The 23,009-nt window shown below is 42.0% G+C and carries 17 protein-coding genes and 1 tRNA gene; 11 read left to right on the top strand and 7 right to left on the bottom strand.

Annotation, left to right across the window (positions count from 1 at the left end; all coding sequences use genetic code 11):
• Window positions 1-35 precede the first annotated feature (35 nt).
• Both LX64_RS11690 and LX64_RS11685 read left to right on the top strand, forming a co-directional pair.
• Window positions 36-1,061: a hypothetical protein gene (locus LX64_RS11690; RefSeq protein WP_111597838.1), complete on the top strand. Its 1,026-nt coding sequence runs from the start codon at window positions 36-38 to the stop codon at window positions 1,059-1,061.
• 94 nt (window positions 1,062-1,155) lie between these two features.
• Window positions 1,156-2,742, top strand: coding sequence for an OmpP1/FadL family transporter (locus LX64_RS11685; RefSeq protein ID WP_111597837.1), 1,587 nt, complete (start codon window positions 1,156-1,158; stop codon window positions 2,740-2,742).
• A 33-nt stretch (window positions 2,743-2,775) separates the two neighbouring features.
• Here LX64_RS11685 and miaA read toward each other — a convergent pair whose 3' ends face one another.
• The 5 genes from miaA to LX64_RS11660 all read right to left on the bottom strand — a co-directional run bounded on the left by miaA (window position 2,776) and on the right by LX64_RS11660 (window position 7,704).
• On the bottom strand, window positions 2,776-3,687 hold the full coding sequence (miaA, locus tag LX64_RS11680) for a tRNA (adenosine(37)-N6)-dimethylallyltransferase MiaA (protein WP_245952632.1): 912 nt from the start codon (window positions 3,685-3,687) through the stop codon (window positions 2,776-2,778).
• 65 nt (window positions 3,688-3,752) lie between these two features.
• Window positions 3,753-4,331 (bottom strand): IS1096 element passenger TnpR family protein, encoded by a 579-nt coding sequence (locus LX64_RS11675; RefSeq protein ID WP_111597836.1) that lies wholly within the window; start codon window positions 4,329-4,331, stop codon window positions 3,753-3,755.
• 109 nt (window positions 4,332-4,440) lie between these two features.
• On the bottom strand, window positions 4,441-5,874 hold the full coding sequence (locus LX64_RS11670) for a CCA tRNA nucleotidyltransferase (RefSeq protein ID WP_111597835.1): 1,434 nt from the start codon (window positions 5,872-5,874) through the stop codon (window positions 4,441-4,443).
• A gap of 87 nt (window positions 5,875-5,961) precedes the next feature.
• Entirely contained in the window at window positions 5,962-6,531 is a 570-nt protein-coding gene (locus LX64_RS11665; protein WP_111597834.1) for an L-threonylcarbamoyladenylate synthase, read from the bottom strand.
• Between the two features lie 27 nt (window positions 6,532-6,558).
• Window positions 6,559-7,704: a glycosyltransferase family 4 protein gene (locus tag LX64_RS11660; RefSeq protein ID WP_245952631.1), complete on the bottom strand. Its 1,146-nt coding sequence runs from the start codon at window positions 7,702-7,704 to the stop codon at window positions 6,559-6,561.
• Window positions 7,705-7,877: 173 nt separating this feature from the next.
• Here LX64_RS11660 and LX64_RS11655 point away from each other — a divergent pair, with 173 nt between their 5' ends.
• From LX64_RS11655 to LX64_RS11625, 7 genes are all read left to right on the top strand, one after another.
• A complete protein-coding gene (locus LX64_RS11655) occupies window positions 7,878-8,690 on the top strand; it encodes a 2,3,4,5-tetrahydropyridine-2,6-dicarboxylate N-succinyltransferase (protein ID WP_111597833.1) in 813 nt (270 codons plus the stop codon).
• Window positions 8,691-8,947: 257 nt separating this feature from the next.
• Window positions 8,948-9,313 (top strand): hypothetical protein, encoded by a 366-nt coding sequence (locus LX64_RS11650; protein WP_111597832.1) that lies wholly within the window; start codon window positions 8,948-8,950, stop codon window positions 9,311-9,313.
• 62 nt (window positions 9,314-9,375) lie between these two features.
• Entirely contained in the window at window positions 9,376-9,855 is a 480-nt protein-coding gene (locus tag LX64_RS11645; RefSeq protein WP_111597831.1) for a DUF3347 domain-containing protein, read from the top strand.
• Window positions 9,856-9,924: 69 nt separating this feature from the next.
• Complete coding sequence (locus tag LX64_RS11640) at window positions 9,925-12,123, top strand: multicopper oxidase domain-containing protein (protein ID WP_111598141.1); 2,199 nt, start codon at window positions 9,925-9,927, stop codon at window positions 12,121-12,123.
• 62 nt (window positions 12,124-12,185) lie between these two features.
• Window positions 12,186-12,272 (top strand) — tRNA-Leu (locus LX64_RS11635).
• 557 nt (window positions 12,273-12,829) lie between these two features.
• Window positions 12,830-13,279: a nuclear transport factor 2 family protein gene (locus LX64_RS11630; RefSeq protein WP_111597830.1), complete on the top strand. Its 450-nt coding sequence runs from the start codon at window positions 12,830-12,832 to the stop codon at window positions 13,277-13,279.
• A gap of 120 nt (window positions 13,280-13,399) precedes the next feature.
• On the top strand, window positions 13,400-14,299 hold the full coding sequence (locus LX64_RS11625) for a helix-turn-helix domain-containing protein (RefSeq protein WP_158538602.1): 900 nt from the start codon (window positions 13,400-13,402) through the stop codon (window positions 14,297-14,299).
• Window positions 14,300-14,684: 385 nt separating this feature from the next.
• Here the strand turns inward: LX64_RS11625 and LX64_RS11620 are convergent, their stop codons facing one another.
• Window positions 14,685-17,534: a hypothetical protein gene (locus tag LX64_RS11620; protein WP_111597828.1), complete on the bottom strand. Its 2,850-nt coding sequence runs from the start codon at window positions 17,532-17,534 to the stop codon at window positions 14,685-14,687.
• Window positions 17,535-17,545: 11 nt separating this feature from the next.
• Window positions 17,546-21,316 carry a hypothetical protein gene (locus LX64_RS11615; RefSeq protein WP_111597827.1) on the bottom strand — a complete coding sequence of 1,257 codons (3,771 nt, stop codon included), beginning with the start codon at window positions 21,314-21,316 and terminating at the stop codon, window positions 17,546-17,548.
• Window positions 21,317-21,719: 403 nt separating this feature from the next.
• On the opposite strand from LX64_RS11615, the gene LX64_RS11610 reads away from it, so the two are divergent.
• Window positions 21,720-22,052: a hypothetical protein gene (locus LX64_RS11610; RefSeq protein ID WP_148707287.1), complete on the top strand. Its 333-nt coding sequence runs from the start codon at window positions 21,720-21,722 to the stop codon at window positions 22,050-22,052.
• Window positions 22,053-22,090: 38 nt separating this feature from the next.
• A complete protein-coding gene (locus LX64_RS11605; protein ID WP_111597825.1) occupies window positions 22,091-22,942 on the top strand; it encodes a helix-turn-helix transcriptional regulator in 852 nt (283 codons plus the stop codon).
• The last annotated feature ends 67 nt before the right edge of the window (window positions 22,943-23,009 follow it).

The raw sequence follows: 23,009 nt of genomic DNA, 5'->3' as shown, positions 1-23,009 counted from the left end.
ATTTTTCGTAAATTTACACTATAAATTAAATGCAGATGAAACCTATACTTTACGGGGCAGGTGCGTTACTGATTTTACTCAGCAGTTGCTCGTCTTCCCAGAAAACAGCGAAAACTACAGATGATGTATACTATTCGCCTGGTCAGTCTAAGAAGGCTTATGCTGCGAGTAAACAGTCTAAACCTGATGACAGCGAAACGGCGAAGTATGTTACTTACGACGACGATGGAAATGCCTCGTATGTAAATGGTAATGGTGACGATGGCGATTATTCTCGCCGTATTAACCGTTTCCGCAACGACTATAACGGTAGCTACTGGGATGGTTATAATGCCGGTTATGCTAGTGGATGGTCGAATGGCTCATTTGGCAACTGGGGATGGGGTAACCCGTACTACGGTAGCATGTGGGGCATGAACCCATACTGGGGTAGCGGTTGGGGTTATGGTTATCCATACTATGGCTTCAGATCAGGGTTTTATATGAATATTGGCTTCGGTTGGGGCTATAATAGCTTCTACGATCCATTCTATAATCCTTGGTACGGTGGCGGATTTTACGGTGGTGGTTTCTACCCACATTACTACTATGGTGGTGGTGGAGGTTACTACGTGAAAAACCCGAACAATCGTAATAGCTCTTACGTAAGAACAGTTGATAATAAATGGGGCAATACCGGCTACGCACCAGCGCGTGTCGATAGGAGAAATTATACGCCGAATCCAACTGCTAGAACAATGGGTAACACCGCCAGCACAGTTGGCGCTAGTGCACCTAGAAGAGTGTTCACCGGCAGTAATACGGAACGTACAATGTCTGCTCCTAATCGTACCAGCAATGGCTATGCTCCTGCAAGAGTTAACAGGGGTAGCAACTGGGGTGTTGATAACAACAGCCGCAGTAATCCATCTTGGATGAACCAAAACAACAACAACTCTAGGCCAAGTCAACCTAGTTACACACCATCAGCACCTTCCAGATCATCTTGGGGCGGTAGCTCAGGTGGTTCTACTGGCGGCTCAGGCGGTGGATCAGCACCGGTAAGAGTACGTAGGGGATAATTTGTAGACTTTTCGAAATCATTACATATGACCATACCCCGTCTCTAATAGAGACGGGGTATTTTTTACCATCAACTTATTGCCAACAGAACAGATGTACAACTTTACAAAGCAAGTCCTTATCACCTTTATTAGCCTAACATTCGTTTCCAGCCTACACGCACAAGAAGCCAGCGATGGTATTAAGTTTGCACAACGCCAAGCCACAGGAACTGCACGAAGCCAAGCCATTGGCGGTGCCATGGGTTCATTGGGTGGTGATATTTCAGCGGCAGGCGTAAACCCAGCAGGCTTGGGATTCTTTAAAACCAGCGAGTTTAGCATAACGCCCGGCTTCAACTTCTTTACGAATAAAACAGCGTATCCATATACTTCAGACAATTTAAATCAAAAAGGAACTTATTCGAACGACCGTAGTTTGCTTACCATTCCAGCCGCAGGCTTGGTATTACCACTCGGCGAAGCAGCAGGAACGAACTGGCGTAGCTTCACATTGGGTATCAACTTCACCCCAACAACGAACTTTGCCAATAAAACGTACCTAGAAGGCGATAACTACAGGTATTCGATGACCGACAAATGGGTGCAAGACCTTCGAAACCAAACAGCAACCGTTAACCACGTACTGGGCGATTATACACACGAATTATATTCCGATGGGGCTAAACTAGGGGTAGCTACTTACCTACTCGACATCATGACACTCAACGGTAATAGTGATTGGTATTCCAGTGCAAATGCCGCAAATGGCTTATTGCAAATTGACCGGGTAACGGAGAAAGGCTTTTCTTATGAACTATCGGCCGCTGTAGCAGCTAATTATGGTGATAAATGGATGTTTGGTTTAACCGTAGCCAATGAAAACCTCACATATAAAAAGGAACGCGCTTATTCGGAAGATGATATTTCTGGCGTAAATGATAACGAATTTGCGTTCTGGGAATACCAAGTTAAGCAGAAAACCAAAGGTGATGGCTATAATGTAAAACTCGGCGTCATCTACACCCCTACCAGCAGCATTCGAATTGGCGCAGCCTTTCACACACCTACTTGGTATCAAATGGTGACTACAAACGATAACGTGATGATAACCAATACCGAGAACTTCGAAGTAGATGGCTCTTCGGAAAGGTCATCCGCCACCCGCAACTTCTACGGTAACAATCCTTCAGAATTGATTTACAAATACCGCACACCTTACAAGGCGTTGGCGAGCGTATCTTATATATTTGGCACCAGGAAATTTGAGCCCAAAGCAGTAGGCTTTATTACCGCAGATGTAGAGTATATCGATTATACCACCACTCATTACCGCATTACAGAACAAAAGTATAACCAAAATGTACTGAACGCTGAAATCAAGCAAAACTACAAGAGCGCCTTTAACACACGCATTGGCGGCGAGTTAAAGATCGATTGGTTAGCATTGAGAGGCGGTTTCGCGTACAATGGTTCACCTTATAACTTTGGCGATGCCGATGGTAGCACGAAAAAGATTTCGGGCGGTGTAGGCTTTAGAAAGCATGGTGTATTCCTCGATCTTACATATGTGCATACGATGAGTAGCATCCCTTATTACAGCTTTAATATAGCACAACCGAAGGGTACGCTTGCTAATTATGGCGGTGTAAGCGATATACGAATGGGAACGGTCGCCGCAACATTCGGTGTAAAATTCTAACAAAGGAAAGTCTCTACGAAGTAGGGACTTTTTTTATGCCTGTACAGTAGATTGGATATGCGACATCATGCCATCGATATCCGTGGCATCGAACCATTGCATAAGGGGATCTCTACGGAACCAAGTGAGTTGGCGTTTGGCGTATTGGCGGGTATGGGTTTTAATTTCCTCTACGGCTTTAGGAAGATCAATTTTTCCATCGAGGTAATCGAATATTTCGGTGTAGCCTACTGTTTGTAGGGCATTGTGATGACGATAAGGCAGCACAGCTTTTACCTCTTCAACAAGACCTTGTTCCATCATGATATCTACACGTTTATGAATATTGGCGTGCAATTGTTCTTTGGGCAATGTAACCCCGAGCTTGATAATATTAAAATCCCGCTCTGCTGTATTTCCCTTTCTATACGTTGTAATCGATTGACCGGTAGCTTCTAGCATTTCCAAGGCGCGCATTAATCTTTGCGGGTTTTGGGTTTCCGCGCTGGCATAAAACACGGGATCGCGTTCTGCGAGGGTTTGTTGTAGCCATAATAAGCCATTAGCTTCGTATTCGGCGCGCACTTTTTCGCGGATATCAGCGGGAATGTTAGGCATATCGTCCATCCCTTCACAGAAGGCTTTGATATACAAGCCTGTTCCGCCGCACATAACGGCGATATCGTGGTGTTCGAAGATATTGGCAGCATAACCAAGTGCTAATTTCTCGTAAGTACCGGCGTTAACGAGTTCTTGGATGGAATGCGAGTTGATGAAATAGTGATGAATAGCGGCGAGTTCGGCGGCATTGGGTTTAGCCGTGCCGATGCTGATTTCGCGGTAACACTGGCGCGAATCGGCTGAAATAATTTCCGTACCGAACTGCCGTGCAATACGAATAGCGGCAGCTGTTTTACCGGCAGCTGTGGGCCCTCCTACTATAATAACCGTCTTCTTTTTCATCATCTTACGCCAATAAAAAGGGTGGAACTACGATAACATAGTTCCACCCTTTGCTATCTTACAATCAATTAAAAATTATCTTCGTTTCCACCTTCATCCATCATACCATCATCACCATCTTCCGACATTTCATCTTCTCCTTCTTCTCCATACCCTTCGGCATCCATGCCTTCGCGGTTCAGATCGTATTTCTCTTCCATTTCAACGAGTTTATCGCCGATGATGCCTTTTGTACCGTATTGACTAGGTGCTAAACCTTCTTTACGTGCACATAAAGGATAAGTGGATTTAGTACTTTCTTCTTTCGACACACCAATTAACTCTACAAGGAACGTCCATTGCTTTGCATAGTCGTACATGTAAATAAACTTTTGGTTAGGCGCTTTTACGGCGGAACCAATTGGTGTATCGGCCATTAATAATGGCTCTACTTGGCGAACCTGGTCGTCAAATTCCAAAACAATTTCACGTCCACGTTGCCAGTTATCATTACTGCGGAAGAATGATGCTTTGTGTTTCGCATCGAATTCGTATGCAGTTAAAATCGCTTGATGCAATTGCAAGAAGCTTTGATCTGGTTTGATGGCAATATCCCTGTATACACTTTCGTCTTCTTCCCAATAAACCCTGAATTTCAGAACCGGCATATGTAAAAGTTATAGGTGTTTTGATTTTAGCTTGAAGTATTAATTTGTGTTTGTCCCTGTTGCATGCAATGCTCGAATCTCAACATGCGGTACTGTAAAATTATGGAATTTATTTTACAGGCGTCAAGTTTAACTCGGCAGCTTTTTCTAACATGAACTTATATGCGTCATCGTAATTGTTGGTAATCACGCCATCGAGTATTGCTTCGCGGATGGCATTTTTGAGATCACCTACGATTCTACCCGGTGGTAAATTGAACACTTCCATGATCATTTCACCCGTGATAGGTGGCTGCCAGTTGCGGATGCGGTCTTTTTCTTCTACATCTTTCAGGCGTTGCCTTACTAATTCGAAATTCTCGAGGTGGCGGCGCACTTTGGCTTTGTTTTTCGACGTTATATCCGCTTCGCAAAGCATCATCAACGCTTCAATGTCATCACCGGCATCGAATAATAAACGACGTATAGCCGAATCCGTTATATTCTCTTTAGTTAAACTAATAGGACGCAAATGTAGTTCGACTAATTTCCTTACCAAGCGCATTTTAGCATCTTGCGGCAACTTAAGCTTGGCGAAGATTTTGGGAACCATTTTGCCTCCCACTGCATCGTGCCCGTGGAACGTCCATCCATGGCCTTCCTCGAAGCGTTTGGTGGCAGGTTTGCCAATATCGTGTAATAATGCGGACCAGCGCAACCACAAGTCGCGTGTATTCCGGGAAATATTATCGATTACTTGTAAAGTATGGTAGAAATTGTCTTTATGCCCCTTCCCTTCTACCATTTCAACGCCCACTAAATCAACCATCTGGGGGAAGATGATCTTTAAGATGCCTGCTTTATACAACAAATCCAAACCTACGGAAGGCACCGGGGAGAGCATAATTTTATTCAGCTCGTCGGTAATGCGTTCTTGGGAGATGATTTTGATGCGTTGGGCATTTTCCTTGATAGCGGCGAAGGTATGTGGCGCAATAGTGTAACCCAATTGGGAAGCAAACCTAATGGCGCGCATCATACGCAAGGGATCGTCGCTGAATGTGGTGTTAGGATCGAGGGGCGTTTGGATGTTTTTAGCTTCTAAGTCGCCTACCCCGTTGAATGGGTCAATTAAAGTACCGTAATCCGCCTCGTTTAAACTTACGGCCATGGCATTGATGGTAAAATCTCTACGATTTTGGTCATCTTCCAAGGTGCCGGGTTCTACAACTGGGTTGCGGGAATTTCGGCTATAGCTTTCTTTACGGGCACCTACAAACTCGAGTTCTACATCGAACCACTTGATTTGCGCGGTACCAAAATTCTTGAAGAAGTTTACTTGTGGCACAGGGTCGAGGCGTTTCGCTACTGCTTCGGCCAACTGAATACCATCGCCAATGCACACAATATCAATATCTTTTGTATTTCTATTAATGAGTTTATCTCTTACAAACCCACCCACGACATAGCAGGGTACACGCTGTTCAGCGGCGGCATCTGCCACCAGTTCAAACAGCTTGCGCTCTTTCATTGTACAAGGTATATCCAATTCTTTCCTGCTCATTGTGGTGTATAAATTATTATTTTTTCGAGGCGCGAAAATAGGCAATCGAAACGTAACTAGGTGATATGATGGTGAATTTATATGATATTATGGTCTTATTACAGTTAATTCCCCTTCATTGTTGATTTTCACGATAGTAGAAGCCACTTGTTGAGCAAGATCGTTTTGCCTGTATTTTACTACATAATCTACGCCGTTTACAATTTCCGGGGCCACTTCGGTGAAGTTAGCCGGGGAAGGCCGGCCGCTGATGTTGGCCGACGTAGACACGAGGGGTTTACGTAAACGCTTCACGAGGTGTTTACAGAATTCGTCCTTAACAATGCGAATGGCAATGCTGCCATCTTCATTGATTACATTGGAAGCCAGGTTGATAGCTCCTTCATAAATCACCGTTGTAGGCTTATTAAAACGACTGAGAATATCTGCTAATTCGGGATATGGCGCTACGATATACTGTGATAATTCGCGTAAATCGGCCATGAGAATAACTAGACTTTTCTTTTCATCGCGATTTTTCAGTTGATAAATTTTCTTTACAGCCTCTTCATTTGTGGCATCGCAACCAATGCCCCAGATAGTGTCGGTTGGGTACAAAATATTACCACCATTGCGCAAGCTGGCAAGGCAATTGACAATGTCTTGTTCAAAATCCATAGCTGCAAAAATAATAAATCCGCGCTATTACCGCTTGATGGCCGTTAAAGTATTCATTACGCCCTTCGCAAAGTTCTGAGCAGAAAACTTTTGTGCATGCATAATGCCTCGTTCAGTCATGTCGGCAGCCATGTCGCGATCCGTTAACAGCGACATCATAGCTTCGGCAATAGACGCGTGGTTGAGCGGGTCGATATAAATAGCCGCATTACCACCGGTTTCACTGAAACACGAGCCTTGGCTGGTAATAACAGGCGTTTTGCTCCAGAGGGCCTCCAAAATAGGAATGCCAAAACCTTCAAAAAGAGATGGATATATAAGACCTGTAGCACATTGGTACAGGGCGGGCACGTCGTGGAAGGCGAGTTTCCGGGTATCGTTGATCCAGATAAGGCGATCTTGTAGGCCATATTCCGCGGCGGCGGCTTGTACTTTCTTTTTATAGGTGGTCCCTTGGCCGAGAATGACCAATGGCACATCGGTTTGATCGCCCAGCAAATGCATGGCTTCAATAATACCGAGGAGGTTTTTACGCTCGATAATGGAACCTACATATAGGAAATACTGGTGTGGTAGGTAATATCTTTCGCGGAAGCTGGCTTTTGCGGCAGCGGGCCAAACGGCTTCGAAAATCGGGTTACAACATTGGTAAACGACATCGATTTTGCTGGAAGGTACATGATAGAACTGGATCAAATCTTCCTTGGTTTGCTCGGAAATGGCGATGACGCGATCGGCCGCATTACATGCATAACGAGCTTTTCGGCGGTAAGTAAATACGTCGATCGGGTTATATTGCTTCGGGTAGCGTTCAAAAATAAGGTCGTGCATGGTTACAGCACTTGGGATGCCGGTTTTATGAATCCCAAATGGGAGTTCATGACTTAAACCGTTGTATACGTCGACATTTTCGCGGATAAGGTCCTTTGTCATCCATCGACTTCTCCATAAACCTTTCAATTTACGTTCGAAAGCGGATTGTGGGCCGTGGAAGATGGTACCGGGAACGTCCTTTTCCTTGAACATTTGGCTATGTTTCGGAGCGAACAATAGGTATTCGTGTTGCGGATAGTATTTTGCCAACGCTTCAATTAAAGCACGGCTATAGTTACCTAGGCCGGTATTATTTTGATAGGCGCGTTTGGCATCTAAACCAATTTTCAAGGGCGACATGTTTATGTGACAATTATACGTGAAACCTTCATAGTGGCGGGATAAGCCTGGAAGTATTCACATGAATAGGCGGCAAAATAATTAAAACTAATCAATTAATAGAAAAATTCGATAGAACAAATCGTTATTAGATTTGATCTTTGCGTCCTATTTTTGCGTAAAATTTACAAATAATGGAATTACAACAATTGATACTGGCTGCGTGGAACGACAGGGCGTTATTGCAGGATAATACATATTCCGATGCAGTAAGAGCGGTGATTGAAGCAGTTGATAAAGGTCATTTAAGAGTAGCCGCACCCACTGAAAACGGCTGGACAGTGAATGAATGGGTGAAGCAAGCCATCCTCATGTACTTTAGCATCCAACCAATGGAAACGTTGAGCGTACCTCCATTCGAGTTTTATGATAAAATGAAATTGAAGACCAATTACAAAGAATTGGGTGTTCGTGTAGTGCCGCACGCGGTAGCACGTTATGGCGCTTTCATTGCGAAAGGAGCTATTTTGATGCCTTCTTATGTAAACATTGGTGCTTATGTTGATGAAGGAACGATGGTTGACACATGGGCAACAGTAGGTTCATGCGCACAAATTGGCAAACATGTACACTTAAGCGGTGGTGTTGGTATTGGTGGTGTATTAGAACCATTACAAGCGAGCCCAGTTATCATTGAAGATGGCGTGTTCGTAGGTTCACGTTGTATCGTGGTAGAAGGTGTTCGTGTTGAGAAAGAAGCGGTATTGGGTGCAAACGTAGTATTAACACAATCTACAAAAATCATTGATGTAACAGGTCCAGAACCAATAGAATACAAAGGTCGTGTACCAGCACGCAGCGTTGTAATTCCTGGTTCATACACAAAGAAATTCCCAGCAGGCGAATTCCAAGTGCCATGTGCATTGATCATCGGTCAGCGTAAAGCTTCAACTGATTTAAAAACTAGCTTGAACGATACATTGAGAGAATTCAACGTAGCTGTTTAATATCCATAAGGCTGGGTACGAGGTACTTCGGCGGGATAAAATATACTAAAGGCCGTTTCTACATATGTGGAAACGGCTTTTTTAGTTGGGAGACCAGGAAATCCTAGTTTTGAACCTAATAACTTTGTTCTTCTTCATATATACCTCAAAACATATCTCTATCCTGTTGGCTTTATAGGAATTTTATAAAACATAGCCATAATAGTGTAACACATCTGCCTTATAAGCATGCTACCTTTGGTTCATTGAAACTTAGCATGAAAAAACAAGGTATACATACAAGCGCCATGGGATTCTTCCTTCTTTTCAGTTTACAACTGGCAGTGGGATTTATTTGCTCGCTCGTTATGTTTCCTTCAGCACATGCCCAAAGCAAGCAGCAGCATGCCCAGCATCATTGTTGTACCGAGCAAGGACAAGCTTACACGCAACTAGCGAAAATCCTAGCCGATAACGTAGAACACGCTGCGCAACCGCAATGTACAGTACCTACGCATTTGTTTGCACAAGAGCAAATGGAGCATACAGCTTATACATTGTATGATACTGCCAGCTTGTACAAGGGTGCGTTTCACCGGGTTATACCCGATATTAGGGTGGCTATTCAAAGCTTCCAAGTCTGATCTTCGTTATTGATTTCACTTCTCTACACGACCCAAATTTCATTACCATAAATCAATAACACATGAAAAAGATTTTCTTGGCACTAGCTGTATTCGCTTCCACTGCTACTCACCAATTATTCGCACAACAACAAAAACTATCTTCCTTATTAAACCAATACTATAGCATTAAAGATGCCTTAGTAAGCAGTAATAGTAAATTAGCCGCTACCCAAGCAGCCGATTTCGTAAAGGCAGCCAATAACGCCGAGCTTACAGGGGAAGATGCGAAAGTATTTGCCAACTTGAAGGACAAATTAGTAGTAGCAGCGCAAGAGATTTCTACAGCTAAAAACATCGACCAACAAAGAACTTCTTTCATTACATTATCTAACGAAATGTACACTTTGGCGAAAGGCGCCCATTTGAGTGAAACACCGATCTACCAACAGTATTGCCCGATGGCAAAAGCCGGTTGGTTAAGCAACAACAACAGCATTAAAAATCCTTACTACGGTAACCAAATGCTCACTTGCGGTAAAGTGGCCGACACAATCAAATAAGCAATTTTCAACAAATTACTTGCGGTGCTGGTTGTAATTATACCGGCACCGCCCTTTTACACAATGGATATGAAAAGAATTTCTTTCGTCGTGGTAATGTTGCTTTGGGTAACGCAAACATTTGCACAACAAACTTCACGACCCAAAACAGTTCGATACGACTTATACATCAACGATACAACCGTAAACTACAGTGGAAAAACCAAGCAAGCGATTGCTATAAATGGCAGCATTCCTGGTCCTACTTTGGAGTTTACTGAAGGCGATACCGCCGAAATTTACGTGCATAACCAAATGCACCATGAAACTTCTATTCACTGGCACGGCATTATATTGCCGAATGAGCAGGACGGGGTTTCATACCTAACAACAGCGCCTATTAAAGGGCATAGCACACACAAATTCGTATTCCCTATTGTACAGCATGGTACATATTGGTACCATAGTCATACCATGTTCCAAGAGCAAAGCGGGATGTATGGCGCACTCATTTTCCATGAAAAAGACAAGCCCAAAATGCCCGAACAAACGCTATTACTCAGCGATTGGACCGACATGAATCCGCATGAAGTGAACCGTTACTTGCACAATGCGAATGATTGGTTTGCCATTAAAAAAGGTTCTACTCAAAGCTATGGTGAAGCAATTAAACATAAGCATTTCGGTACGAAATTGAAGAATGAATGGAAACGAATGAATGCCATGGATGTGAGCGACGTTTATTACGAGAAATTCTTGAGTAATGGGAAGAACGTCGATCAGAACACCTCCTATAAAAAAGGCGATAAAGTACGCTTACGTTTAATTAACGGTAGCTCTAGCACTTATTTCTGGGTTAACTTTTCAGGCGGTAAAATGAGCGTTATAGCAAATGATGGTGCGGATGTGGAACCCGTTGAAGTAGATCGCCTATTAATTGGGGTGAGTGAAACATACGACGTGGTAGCTACCATCCCGGAAGACATGCAATATGAAGTACTTGCAACCGCCGAAGATAGAACCGGCAGTACTTCACTTTGGTTAGGCAATGGCATGAAAATGCCCATGAAGCCATTACCCAAATTGAAGTATTTCGAAGGAATGAAGATGATGAATGGCATGATGAAGATGAATGGCAACTTGGATACCAGCACAGGTATGCAAATGAGTAATCAAACCATGGACATGAACACCGTGATGTATCCCGAGATTGTAGACGCCGGCAATGATGATATGAAAATGGATCATCAACACGGCGATCATATGCAAATGGGTGCACAAGACATTGTTACCCTCAACTACGGCATGCTAAAATCGCCTACTAAAACCACTTTGCCCAATGCACCTACTCGCACGTTGCAATTTGAGTTAACAGGTAATATGAATCGTTACGTATGGACGATCAACAATAAAACAGTTTCCGAAACCGATAAAATTCTCATCAAAAAAGGCGAAAACGTCCGCATCGTATTGTTCAATAACACCATGATGCGCCACCCGATGCACTTGCATGGGCACTTCTTCCGGGTATTGAATGGTCAAGGTGAATATGCTCCTTTGAAAACAGTACTCGATATAATGCCGATGGAAGTAGATACCATCGAATTTGCCGCAACTGAAAGCGGTGATTGGTTCTTCCATTGCCATATTTTGTACCACATGATGAGTGGCATGGGCCGGGTATTCTCTTACGAAAATTCTCCTCCTAACCCGCAGATCCCAGATAAAGAAGCCGCTTATAAGATGATTAAGCGCGATGATAAGATGATGCATTTCCAAGCCCGTGTAGGTCTTGAAAGCAATGGTAGTGATGGTGAATTGATGTTAGCGAATACGCGTTACCAGCTAAGTACGGAATGGCGTTTGGGATTGAAGGATAGTCATGGTTACGAAACAGAAAGCCATTTCGGGCGATACATCGGTAAAATGCAATGGTTGTTTCCTTATGTGGGATGGGATGTTCGTTACCGTAAGATGGATAAGCCTGAGAAAAACTTATTTGGTCAAACCAATACGAAGAACTTCCGCCAAGTATTGCACGTGGGTGTGCAGTATACGTTACCGCTATTAATTGTAGCCGATGCTAGTTTGGATACGGATGGAAGATGGCGCGTACAATTTAGCCGCGAAGACATTCCCCTTACCCGTAGGCTCCGTTTGGATGCTAGGTGGAATACGGATTATGAGTACATGGCCGGGTTAAGGTATATCGTAGGAAGACGTTGGGCAGTAAGTACCCATTATGATAGCGACATGGGATTCGGGGCAGGTATCACCTTAAGCTATTAAAAAAATATATACCCAAATATTTGGATGAGAGCAATAACTCCTTACCTTTGCAGCCCTGGACTGCCCAAGTGGCGAAATTGGTAGACGCACTGTGTTCAGGTCGCAGCGTTCGCAAGGATGTGCTGGTTCGAATCCAGTCTTGGGCACCAAAAGCATAAAGCCCGCTCTTAGAGCGGGCTTTATGCTTTTAAACCTTCCTATTTCGCTGTTTAATTACCCAGGCTTAAACAACAGTCAATCCCCTATTGTTTACAGTTCCCTAATAACTCAATCCCATTCAGCCGACATACCTTCATTTCCATGAATCTCAATATCGTTTTATCATCTTTTCTATCCATTGGGCGGCTTGTCTAATAACACGTTTCAATTTTTAACGCATCTTTCCTCTTTAAATGGCAATTTATTATTGTGTTGTTTCTATTTTAATAGCTCAATACAAGTATCTAATAAAATCTAAGCCTTATTATTCTCCACGATTAAAGAACAGATGGGCTGGAGATACATCCTTAATAGGCTACATCTACCCTTCCCTCAACCATACAACCACCTTTTTTACCAATTGATTGATTTTCGGCAGCAATGATTTGATTCTTCATATTTCACCCTCCTTATCCGTACTACTTTTGCATTAGTGAAAACAACGAAGCTGGCCAGCAACAAGCGATTATAACAACTTAATAAATCATCAACTTAAAAAAGAAATATCATGAAAACTAATCAAGAAATCACAGCATTAGCACAACAAGCATTCAAAAACCACCTCGAATATCTTTCATCCGGCCGTATCCCAGAATGGGTAGATCTTTTCACCGAAAATGGTGTGCTGGAATTTCCTTATGGCCCGGCAGATTTCCCAAAGAAAGTTACCGGTAAACAGGAATTGTACGACTATATGAAGAATTTCCCAGAACATTTTTCAGTTACCTTCCAAAACCTACACTTCCATGAAACCAAAGAACCTACACTTGTGATCGCAGAATTTACAAGCGAAGGGTATGCACTTTCTACCGGTAAACCATACCCGCAACGTTACATCTCCGTGGTAACCACCACACCCGAAGGCAAGATTGCTCGTTACGTAGACTTCTGGAACCCAATGACTGCATTAGAATCAATTAATGCGCCACTTAGTGCTTTCGTTGGTAAAGAAGCATAATAATCGGCAGGCTGGTGGAAACACTGTACTACCGGCCTGCTATATTTTTAAAAAATGAGATCATTAATTAATTTTACTGCCTGGCCCCGTTTATTCACTAACCGAAACAAGGCAAATGATATGGCAAAGCCGGAAACAGTAGAACAATATTACAGCAGTCGCCCATTTATTCCTAAGCCGTCTATCGACACTGCAAATGGGCATTTTAACGTATTCAGACTTGAAGAACGCGGAATGGAAGAAGAGGCGCCGATTGTATTCGGAAGGAAGAATTACTTTAAAATCTGTTTGACAACAGGTAAAAGTATTATCCACTATGCGGATAAAAGCATGGAAATACAGAATCACGGGCTATTTTTTGCCAATCCACAGGTTCCTTATAATTGGGAACCACTGAGCGAAGAACAAACAGGGTACAGTTGTATTTTTACGGAAACCTTTTTTGAGAACTACGGGCGTTTAAAGGATTACCCCGTATTTAAACCAGGAGGTGTACCGGTGTACGAATTAACACCCATAGAGTATCAAACCGTGGCTGGAATTTTTAGCCAGCTTTCCGAAGAAAAATCTTCCAATTTTGAGTTTCGTGACGATGTACTGCGCAACCTAGTATTCCAATTGGTACACCATACTTTAAAAATGCGGCCAGCTGCTAATGTAGTAGTGGAGAAATCGAATGCAGCTAACCGGATCGCCGCGCTGTTTACCCAACTATTGGAGAAACAGTTTCCCATTAAAGACAGCATGCACACCATAGAACTTCGGTCGGCCTCCGACTTTGCCCAACAATTAGCTGTTCACGTAAATCACCTGAACAAATCTATAAAGCAGGTGACAGACAAAACAACATCCGAGATCATTATGGATCGGCTGTTGACAGAAGCAAAAATCCTACTGAAACATAGTAGTTGGACGATTGCCGAAATATCATATGCCCTGGGTTTTGAAGGCCCTACCCACTTCAGTAGTTTCTTTAGAAAACACCTGCAATTAACGCCGACACAATTCAGGAAGGAGTAATGAAGTAATATTCGGTTGGGTAACAAATACTAAGGGTATTAATTATTGGTATAAAATAGTTCGAAAAATAAACAGTCATTGTACGCATTTCAAAGGTTGTAAATTTCAAATTTATAACCTTTGAAATTTACATCTCTTTACAATTCAAGTTCGCTAAAGTAATATTCTAAACTACCCAATCTGCATACTTTAACTCCAGTACAGTAAATCAAGTTTCAATCATCATTTCTATCTTATCTTGCGGTGATAAAACCTCCTTTTTCTTGACCTTACACATGCTCCTTCATCGATTCTTCCTACTCCTACTCAATACTTGAATGATCACCATTCCTAGCACATCCATCTGTAACCTATACCAAGATGAAAATTGAGCATCTCCACGCCACTAAGGCAAATTCTTATTCGCGAAATAATTCATAAAAGTGTTCACCGCGTCATCGCGAAACCGGGGTACCATTTCGATGTTCGACTTCACCACGTATGGTTTAATCATTCCCCCTTTCATGGCTGTCAACAATTTTCGGGCAATTTCCTTGCCACCCTTTGCTTCATAAATCTCTACTATTCTTTGCCAATACCATTCTTCCGATGCCTGGACCACAGCGTCTTTAGCAAGTTCTGTCCAAACCGACTTTCCATTAACGAACTGAATATCATACGAATTAGTTTTACCGAGCTTGGTTCTTAATCCTCCTTTTACTTCCACCAACATAAATAGGCGCTGCCCTGTTTCCAAATCTGTTACCTGGTATACACGGTCCAAAATAGGCACTTGGTTCGTGCGTGATGGAATATTAACTAAGACAGTATCAAGGTGATTGCTAAATACGAAACTATCAGTTATATATTCGGCATTGGCTTCTTTGGCTTTATTCAATAACGTAATAACTCGTTTCTCAGCTATGGTAATACCCATTGTTTTATTAGCCAAAGCTGAGAAGATTTTGTCCATTTCTGCTCTTTGTAAACGCGCCATGTCAACCGATAAAACATCCTGGAACTTTTCCCATAGTTGATAGTGGGGTGATTTTCGGATTTTATTCTCTGCGGCGCTTTGTACCCGGCTAGTACCTGTTCCTTTATTGCTGCCGCCAACCCCACGACTCTTTTGTACAGCGCTCGTATGGGTTCTAAAACTAAGCCCTTCGTTAGTTACAAGCATTACTGGAGATTCCATTTCTATTATTTCGGCTATGCTAGCTTTTACCATGCGCGCATTTTCCTTCGTTAAGGCAGGTGCTTTACCTAGGGTATCCCTGGCTTTGTAGTACGCTTGTTTAACGCCAGATTGTAACGTAAAATGATCGTCTATTACTTTAAAATCCTCCTCCAATTCTTTTGCTACCTGTGCTACCGTTGGTGTTTCCACTTGCATGATCACACTTTTAGATTCATCCAATAAATCATCCACCTTAGTTGGGGTATTTAATACATCACTCAAGCCCGTTTTATCTGCTTTCAGTGCTCGTGGACTTTCAGGGGCTTTGATTGTTGGCTTATTACTACGTTTAGGGGGAACAGCTATGGCAAAAATGGCATCAAAAATAGTGGCTGCTAATGGACTCATTTTTTCAATTTGCTCGCGGATCTTACTGGATACATAAAACATCACCACTTCATAAATCAACCCCGCAAAGCCGGCTGTTACAAATGCTTGCAAAAAACCAAAGGCAAATAATACCAACTCCGGAAGCACTAATATCCCCTGCGTACTTTTGTAAATCTGAAGAATCATGGCGCCATAAAAGTGCTCGCTAATATAATACTGGTTCACTTTAAACAAGTGTGGTTTCAATCCTTCAAATTCAATATACACACGGTCGGTATTCGCAGGGTCTATATACACGATCGTAATTCCACCATAATTGTTATTTGTTCCAACATGACTTCCCGCCGCCACCACTGCCTTGGCCAATTCTGCCGATTGCTGGTTGATGGCAATCGTTGTTAAGCACATCGTTCTAAAATGCACAATTGTACTTGCATTAGCAGGTGCTTGTAAGATTGCTTCTAATCGATCTGGCCGCCAACTATTCACTGCATCATTAAGGTCTTGGGTAAATTCATGTACATTATGCCAAACCTGTTGAATTCGCATGGTTTCGGCAAGATTAAGCCAATCCATGCCTTGTAATTGACATGCATTAATTTGACACATATTTAGAAACAACTTCAATTCACTGGTCAAGGAATTAACATTCACCTTACCCACCACATGTGTTTTGAATATTTGTTCAAAATTGGAATAGTATTCATACACGCGAACAGGCCCCAAGAACCAACGTACTTCCTCCTGGGTAAAACCTATACGGTTAGCCTTGTACCGCTTAACTTGTGCTATTGCTAACATCCGTAAGGCAGTTAAAGTGTACAATACGTAATAAAAGTTTGCCTTCCGGTGATGCGGTTTCTTGATATAAACTTCTACTATACCACTTGCTTTAATTTCCTTCGTTTCGATGATCGGCATAAAAACATCGCGCAAATACTTAAGCATTTGGAACAGTATCAATATATCTCCTTTCGCTTCCGATTTAACATACTCCGAAAAAGCATCCACAGCTTTATCCATTTCTATTGCATCTTCTTCCCCCCAATAATCTTTCCCTTCTGCCGCCATCCACTTTTTCTCAATAATGGATACTTGCCTTTCTAACCTCGACCTTACAGCAACATTTGTGGCAGGATCAAAATTGTATAAGTGGTCGTTTGATGCCACGGGGTAGCCTATTATTCGTGCATATTCATCTTTTAACAGATCAAGTAACGATTTGCTTTGTAAACGCTTTTCCCTTGCCCTTTTTCGGAATACATCTATATTATCTCGTATTGTAGGGTTAAGTGCCCAATACCTACGTTTGATGGTATTGTAATGGTCGGATATAGGATGACCAACTAGCTGCTTATCCCAAATTTCAAATAGATCGCCGCGCGTTTGGTCTACTTTAATACTCTGGCTCACTAATAACTCGAACAACACATCCGACATGTAAAAATGTACAGCCTTGTAGTTATGAATTAGCTTACTATACATCTCCAAGTAAGCCTTCATCAACAACTCCAATATGACAGATGTTTTTGTACCAACAACAATACTCATGGCACGATTATAATCTGTCATCAAGGCTTGCTGCTGGTGGTTACGATTATTCGAAAGTGTTAAGTGTTCCGCCTTGGCTGCAAATACTCGTTCCATGAGCTGCCGAAACACTGTTACTTGTTTAATTTCTGCCATCGCCAAGGTGATTAAATATCATTGATATCTATATTGGGTTGTACGCTTGTTCCATGTACAACGATCTTCTTGTCTGTTTTAGGGTCTTCGTACTTCTTCGTTACAAGTCGTGCTGCACGGCGAATATTGTCTAACTCCATACTGCGCACTTCTGCCTGTGCTTTCTTCACATCTTCGAAGCGATGCGCCAATTTGTAGTATTCTAATACGGTATGCGATCCAGGCAAGGCTTCTATAAAAAGAGAACCGGTAGGTACGGTTACTATATCACCGCTTCGTAAAGGATCTTGTAATAATGCAGCATACATTTCTTTCAGTTCTTCTTCAATCTCTGCAAACCCGTTCTCGCCTAGTTGCTTACGTAAGTTGGCTACATAGTTTTCAAAATCATCCAAACTCCAATTACCTAAGTTATCTGGATCAGTTAAACCAAATTCTGTATCAATGTAGGGTGCCATCATAAAGTCGGTCAGAACATTCGACTGAAGGAGTGGGAAGATCATATAATTCCCTTTGAAGCCTAACATATTATCCAAGTCTGCCACTTCTTTTAAGGTAACCTCTGTAACCTCCATGTCTACTTCCAAAGTGTATGCATGCCGGGTTTTGTTAGCTACAGCATAATCGTTTAATCCTTTTGCTTCCGGGGTACTGTTGATGCTTATTTTATAGGTACCCTCAAAACCAGGCACCTTTGTATCCAATAAGCGGAAAAACCTTTGATCCGCATATTCACTGCTCCATATAATTTGCATATAATAAAGGATGTTCGCTTTTATGTGCTCCAATAAACGGGCAATGTGCGTTTCTTTCTCTATGATGTCTTTCCGCTTTTCCGCTAATTCTTTACTTAAGCTGTTAAGGGTATTGTTCTCATTTTCTAAACGCGCCATTAACTCGCGTCTTTCTTGTTCTGCACGTTGATATGCATCTGTGGCTGCTTCCCGGCGGATACGTGCAGCTTCCGATTTTTCCATTGTTTCATCATCACTATCTCCAAAACCTAGTAATTGCCCCGCACCTTTTACCAAGTTGTTATCCATGATACCGCCTAATACGGGTATGTTGTCAAACAAGCCGTTACTACTGCCTCCCAAGGCATTCGCTTGGGCAGTAACGGCCGCTTGCATTGCTCTACTCAATATCCCCACCTGGTCGTTGTAGAACTTTACATTTTGTCGTAATTCTTTAATGATTTGTCGTTGTTCTTTGACTGTTCTTTCTAATTCATCCAAGAGGAGTTTCTCACCATTGATGATGTATAGGTACTCCATGCCTGTTTTGAAGCTATCGTCGACCAATGCACGTTTTAATACCCAATCGTGCGCTATTACCCATTGCGGTGTAATCTCGTGAGGTGCAGGCATTTCTTGGGCCACCAATATTACCGGGCGCAACCTGTACAAACGTTCGCTGATTTTGAATAATCGTTGCAGCTCGTAAAACAAGTAGGTGACCATCAACTCGTCATTAGTGTTTTTTATTTCCCCCCATTCTGTTGTAGTTGATTCATACATTTCATCTGTTGATATTTCGATCTTCCTTTCATGCCTATATTCTTGAGAAGCTTTTATAGTAGCTTCCCGGAAATCTTTCTTCGTTTGTTGCGAATCTCTACCGGCATCGGAACCAAGTTTAATGGTTGCAGTAGAACCACTCACTAATGGCCCCGAAGTAAGTCCCGATTTTGTGTCGTACGATGCATCTGACGTATCTCGCTTACTTGCTTTATCTACAATATCCGATTCGGCCCTGGTGCTGTTCGAGGTATCTGATTTCGAGATTCTTAAATTATCTTCCTGCTCTTTTTTACTCCTCGTTTTTTTCACAGTAGTTTTAGTTTCATACTTCTTCGATTCCCCGGGCGCCAATGGAATAGTACGTACTAGCTCGCCAACTTGGTAATTCTGTGGGTCCCACTTCTGCTGGTATGTCAGCAACAATCCAAAATTCACACTTCGTTCAGTACTGTTTGCCGCATAGTATTTAAAGGAATAATTAGTATTTAATTGAGCCTGTAAGGCTGTTACGAGGCTATTAGCATCACGCAAAGAAGATAACTCATCATCAATCTCATCACGCTCATTCAAACGTTCTATTGCAGCACGAATAAGGTTGCTACCTTTTTGTTTAAAAAGAGCGATCGCTTGTTCTTTGTTGGTCCCTATTGGTACTGTATTCAAATCTGGAACAGCTCTATTAACTGTGCCATAACCTTCCGCTAAAAAATCGGATAAATTGGTGTTGTAGTTATATGTAATAGTTAACGCTAGCATATTCAACACCGACCTTTCTAACGGCAATAAACGATTCCAAATAGACAATGCTTCGGGGAATTCCAGTATAACATCCTGGGAAGGACTGTCAATTGGTGCGCTTGTTGGTGTGTATCCTGCCCAATAACCATTAAGCAACATAAACGGGTTGCCGCCATTGGATTCAACTTGATCATACGACCGCTCTGCCAAATTGATTAAACCGAGATCAATCGCTTCTTGCCATACGTTTTCAAATGCGATTTTTAAGGAATGAAAATCATAATATGCCGGCACATCAGCAGGCCCCTTTTGGAAGATGGTATTGCTAATATTCTGACCAATATCCTCGTTCGTAGGTCGCTTCTCTAAAGAAATTTGAGGTAGCCCAATCGACAACTGTTCTTCCGGGGAAGTAACAGTCGACATTTGATGCGCTACATACTTAGGAATATCATTTTCCGTGGTAGGCGCAATAGTAGGTGTAGCTCCTGCATTTCCCGGGCCTGTAGTAGTTGCAGGTGCACTAGCGTTTAATTCGCGGGATAAACGATTATTGGGATGATCTAACAGTATATCCTTACCCGATCCTTCACTATGCTTTCTAAATATTTTAGGCAAAATATCCGATTCAACAATAGCACTAGGCAACACAAATTTCCCTTCACCTGGCAGGAGATAAGGTTGATATTGGAGGATGTCTTGTTCCGATAAATAAATATAGCCTTGTGCCTGCTTATTAGATGTAGGAACAGATGGACCAAAGTTGTGCTGCACTTTGGTTTTGATATTATTCGAGGTAACATCTTTTACACTCATACCTTGTTTTACAAAGAAAGCGCTATCGCGGAAGCTGCTAGGTACTTTGGAAATTTTATCGATAAATGGTTGTACGAAGGTGCTTTTCCTCTTTTCGTGTTGCGTATCTTGCTCTTTTACGATATGTTGACGTAATAGCTTCTTTTTCTTTTCAGAGAATTCACTATGCTCTTTAATGTTTCTTTCTAACGAGGTTAATATGTTTGTAGCACCCATAACAGGTGTACCTACTACCGGGATAGCAACACCTTTTTCTGCCAATAAAGATGTTTTTAATTTGATGATATGTGCTTCATTCGAACCTGCATTTAATCGTACATCTAACGAATAATACAATAGTCGATCTTGTACGGATAGACCCGGTTCTTCTGCCACTAATACAATTAATAACAAATCGGGCTTAGTTTCCTTGGATGTGCCTAAATTATAATCCCGCGGTATTATATCGATAGAGAAAGCACCATCGCCACCAGTGAGAACAGAGCCAATTCTATCTCCACTATTTATCAAATCGTTTATTTGAACGCTATTACCACCGGCCAGGGCACTTCTATAAATGGTATTGCTCGCAAATTCGGGATCAGACCACTTATCTAGGTCGACCAAAATAACCAACAAATCTGCCAGGCCGAGATTCGTTTCTTTATGCAGAATTTTTCCTGAAACCATATTAGATTTCGATAATTGGGGTTGCTGCGTAGCTTTCATTTTAAATAAGTTATAAGGGAGGGAAATGGGGTTAAATACACTAGTAAATTAACTAATTGCAGAACGGAACAGTAACCCTACTTATCATGTGGCGGCATTCTGCGTATTTCCGGCTATATATTTCACTTGAACGGTATAGAAATGCATGTCTATATGTACCACACGCGCCAACAAGCTTCTATTTAATCTAATAGCACGTAACTAGGTAAATATGCTCCTCTAAAACACACTTATTCAATACTAAACGAATAGAAAATCTTCCTACTCCAACATAATCCATGTTATAGAAGTCGATATTCAAAATATACTACTGAATACGACTTATTCCAACTAATTTGCACCGTGTAGATAGTGCAATGCTTTGTATCATACTAGCATCTACTTTATCAATAATCTATTCAACATGTTGGAATCAAATAATATAATTATGCCACCAAACTGGCAACTACCAATTGATGATACTTATCTTGCCATATATAATGATGATTCTATTCAGTATGTTAGCGAAGATGAAAGCATTATTATCTTTATTTCGATAATTAAGGGTGCAGAAAATACCAACCATATATTAACCAATACACCACCTTCTATAGCCTTCTCGGAAGATAGTTGGTTACTGAAAGGCACTAAAACGGGTGGGCAAGAGATATTGGTTTGTGTTATCTCCTTTTCTAAGGAAAGCGATACGCAAATGGTGAAAGAATTGTTTGCAAGTATTGTATATATTGGTAATTAACACTTAGTTATTCGTCCTTCTACATGTAATTCATCGCTATGCTCCACCGCTTTCCACCTACTCCTACCCAAGCTTTGAATGATCCATCATTCCTCGCACATCCATCCGAAACATACGCCAAGTTGAAAATAGAAAAACTACCCGGTAAACGAACGGTTCTTATGACCGAGCATACCCTCATTTTCGTACAACGCGGCATTAAACTCCTGCATTTTCCCGGTGAAACGGTAAGGGCATCACCCGGGGAAGTTTTCTTACTACGAAAAGGCATCTATGTGATGGCAGAATACATCGAAGAAAGTGCCGATTTCGAAGCCATGATGTTATTCTTGCCATTGAAGCAACTACAAGCAATGGCAATGCACAGCAATGGCACACATCCCAAGCATGCCGAACCGTACCTCGTATTCCCCGCTACCCCCTTACTCAATGCCTTCAAAGAAAGCTTCCGGCAATACTTTGGTCAGCCACCGGCACAATTGGAACAATTAATGCGCTTAAAACAACAGGAAGTATTATTACTATTATTATCGGGGCCACAAAGAAATGCTGTACAAGCTTTCATTCGTTCGGCCATCGATAACGAAGTAGCAACGATGGAACACATCGTTTCCCAATACCTCTTACAACCAGTAACAATTGAAGAATTAGCCAGCCTTTGCAACCGTAGCCTTGCTAAGTTCAAACGCGATTTTCAAAAACAATACAATTGCCCACCCCGTACTTGGATTAATAACCAACGGTTAGCACATGCACACCTACTACTGCAAAATACCGATCAACAAATAACCGGTATCGCAATGGATTGCGGCTTCGAAAATACATCGTGGTTTATACGGCTTTATAAAAAGAAATACGGTCATACCCCCGCTACAGAAAGAGCCAAATAAGCTATCATCTGAGCTACACCAGCTACCATTCACCTACCTTCCTACACGAACTTTGTTGAAAATTACA

This window comes from Chitinophaga skermanii (assembly GCF_003259335.1).
Lineage (GTDB): Bacteria > Bacteroidota > Bacteroidia > Chitinophagales > Chitinophagaceae > Chitinophaga > Chitinophaga skermanii.
This window is presented reverse-complemented; position numbering and strand designations above follow the sequence as displayed.

Coding starts and splice junctions, on each gene's coding strand:
- LX64_RS11690 (WP_111597838.1), top strand. CDS start 36: ATGAAACCTATACTTTACGGGGCAGGTGCGTTACTGATTTTACTCAGC.
- LX64_RS11685 (WP_111597837.1), top strand. CDS start 1,156: ATGTACAACTTTACAAAGCAAGTCCTTATCACCTTTATTAGCCTAACA.
- miaA (WP_245952632.1), bottom strand. CDS start 3,687: ATGATGAAAAAGAAGACGGTTATTATAGTAGGAGGGCCCACAGCTGCC.
- LX64_RS11675 (WP_111597836.1), bottom strand. CDS start 4,331: ATGCCGGTTCTGAAATTCAGGGTTTATTGGGAAGAAGACGAAAGTGTA.
- LX64_RS11670 (WP_111597835.1), bottom strand. CDS start 5,874: ATGAGCAGGAAAGAATTGGATATACCTTGTACAATGAAAGAGCGCAAG.
- LX64_RS11665 (WP_111597834.1), bottom strand. CDS start 6,531: ATGGATTTTGAACAAGACATTGTCAATTGCCTTGCCAGCTTGCGCAAT.
- LX64_RS11660 (WP_245952631.1), bottom strand. CDS start 7,704: ATGTCGCCCTTGAAAATTGGTTTAGATGCCAAACGCGCCTATCAAAAT.
- LX64_RS11655 (WP_111597833.1), top strand. CDS start 7,878: ATGGAATTACAACAATTGATACTGGCTGCGTGGAACGACAGGGCGTTA.
- LX64_RS11650 (WP_111597832.1), top strand. CDS start 8,948: ATGAAAAAACAAGGTATACATACAAGCGCCATGGGATTCTTCCTTCTT.
- LX64_RS11645 (WP_111597831.1), top strand. CDS start 9,376: ATGAAAAAGATTTTCTTGGCACTAGCTGTATTCGCTTCCACTGCTACT.
- LX64_RS11640 (WP_111598141.1), top strand. CDS start 9,925: ATGAAAAGAATTTCTTTCGTCGTGGTAATGTTGCTTTGGGTAACGCAA.
- LX64_RS11630 (WP_111597830.1), top strand. CDS start 12,830: ATGAAAACTAATCAAGAAATCACAGCATTAGCACAACAAGCATTCAAA.
- LX64_RS11625 (WP_158538602.1), top strand. CDS start 13,400: ATGGCAAAGCCGGAAACAGTAGAACAATATTACAGCAGTCGCCCATTT.
- LX64_RS11620 (WP_111597828.1), bottom strand. CDS start 17,534: ATGGCAGAAATTAAACAAGTAACAGTGTTTCGGCAGCTCATGGAACGA.
- LX64_RS11615 (WP_111597827.1), bottom strand. CDS start 21,316: ATGAAAGCTACGCAGCAACCCCAATTATCGAAATCTAATATGGTTTCA.
- LX64_RS11610 (WP_148707287.1), top strand. CDS start 21,720: ATGTTGGAATCAAATAATATAATTATGCCACCAAACTGGCAACTACCA.
- LX64_RS11605 (WP_111597825.1), top strand. CDS start 22,091: ATGCTCCACCGCTTTCCACCTACTCCTACCCAAGCTTTGAATGATCCA.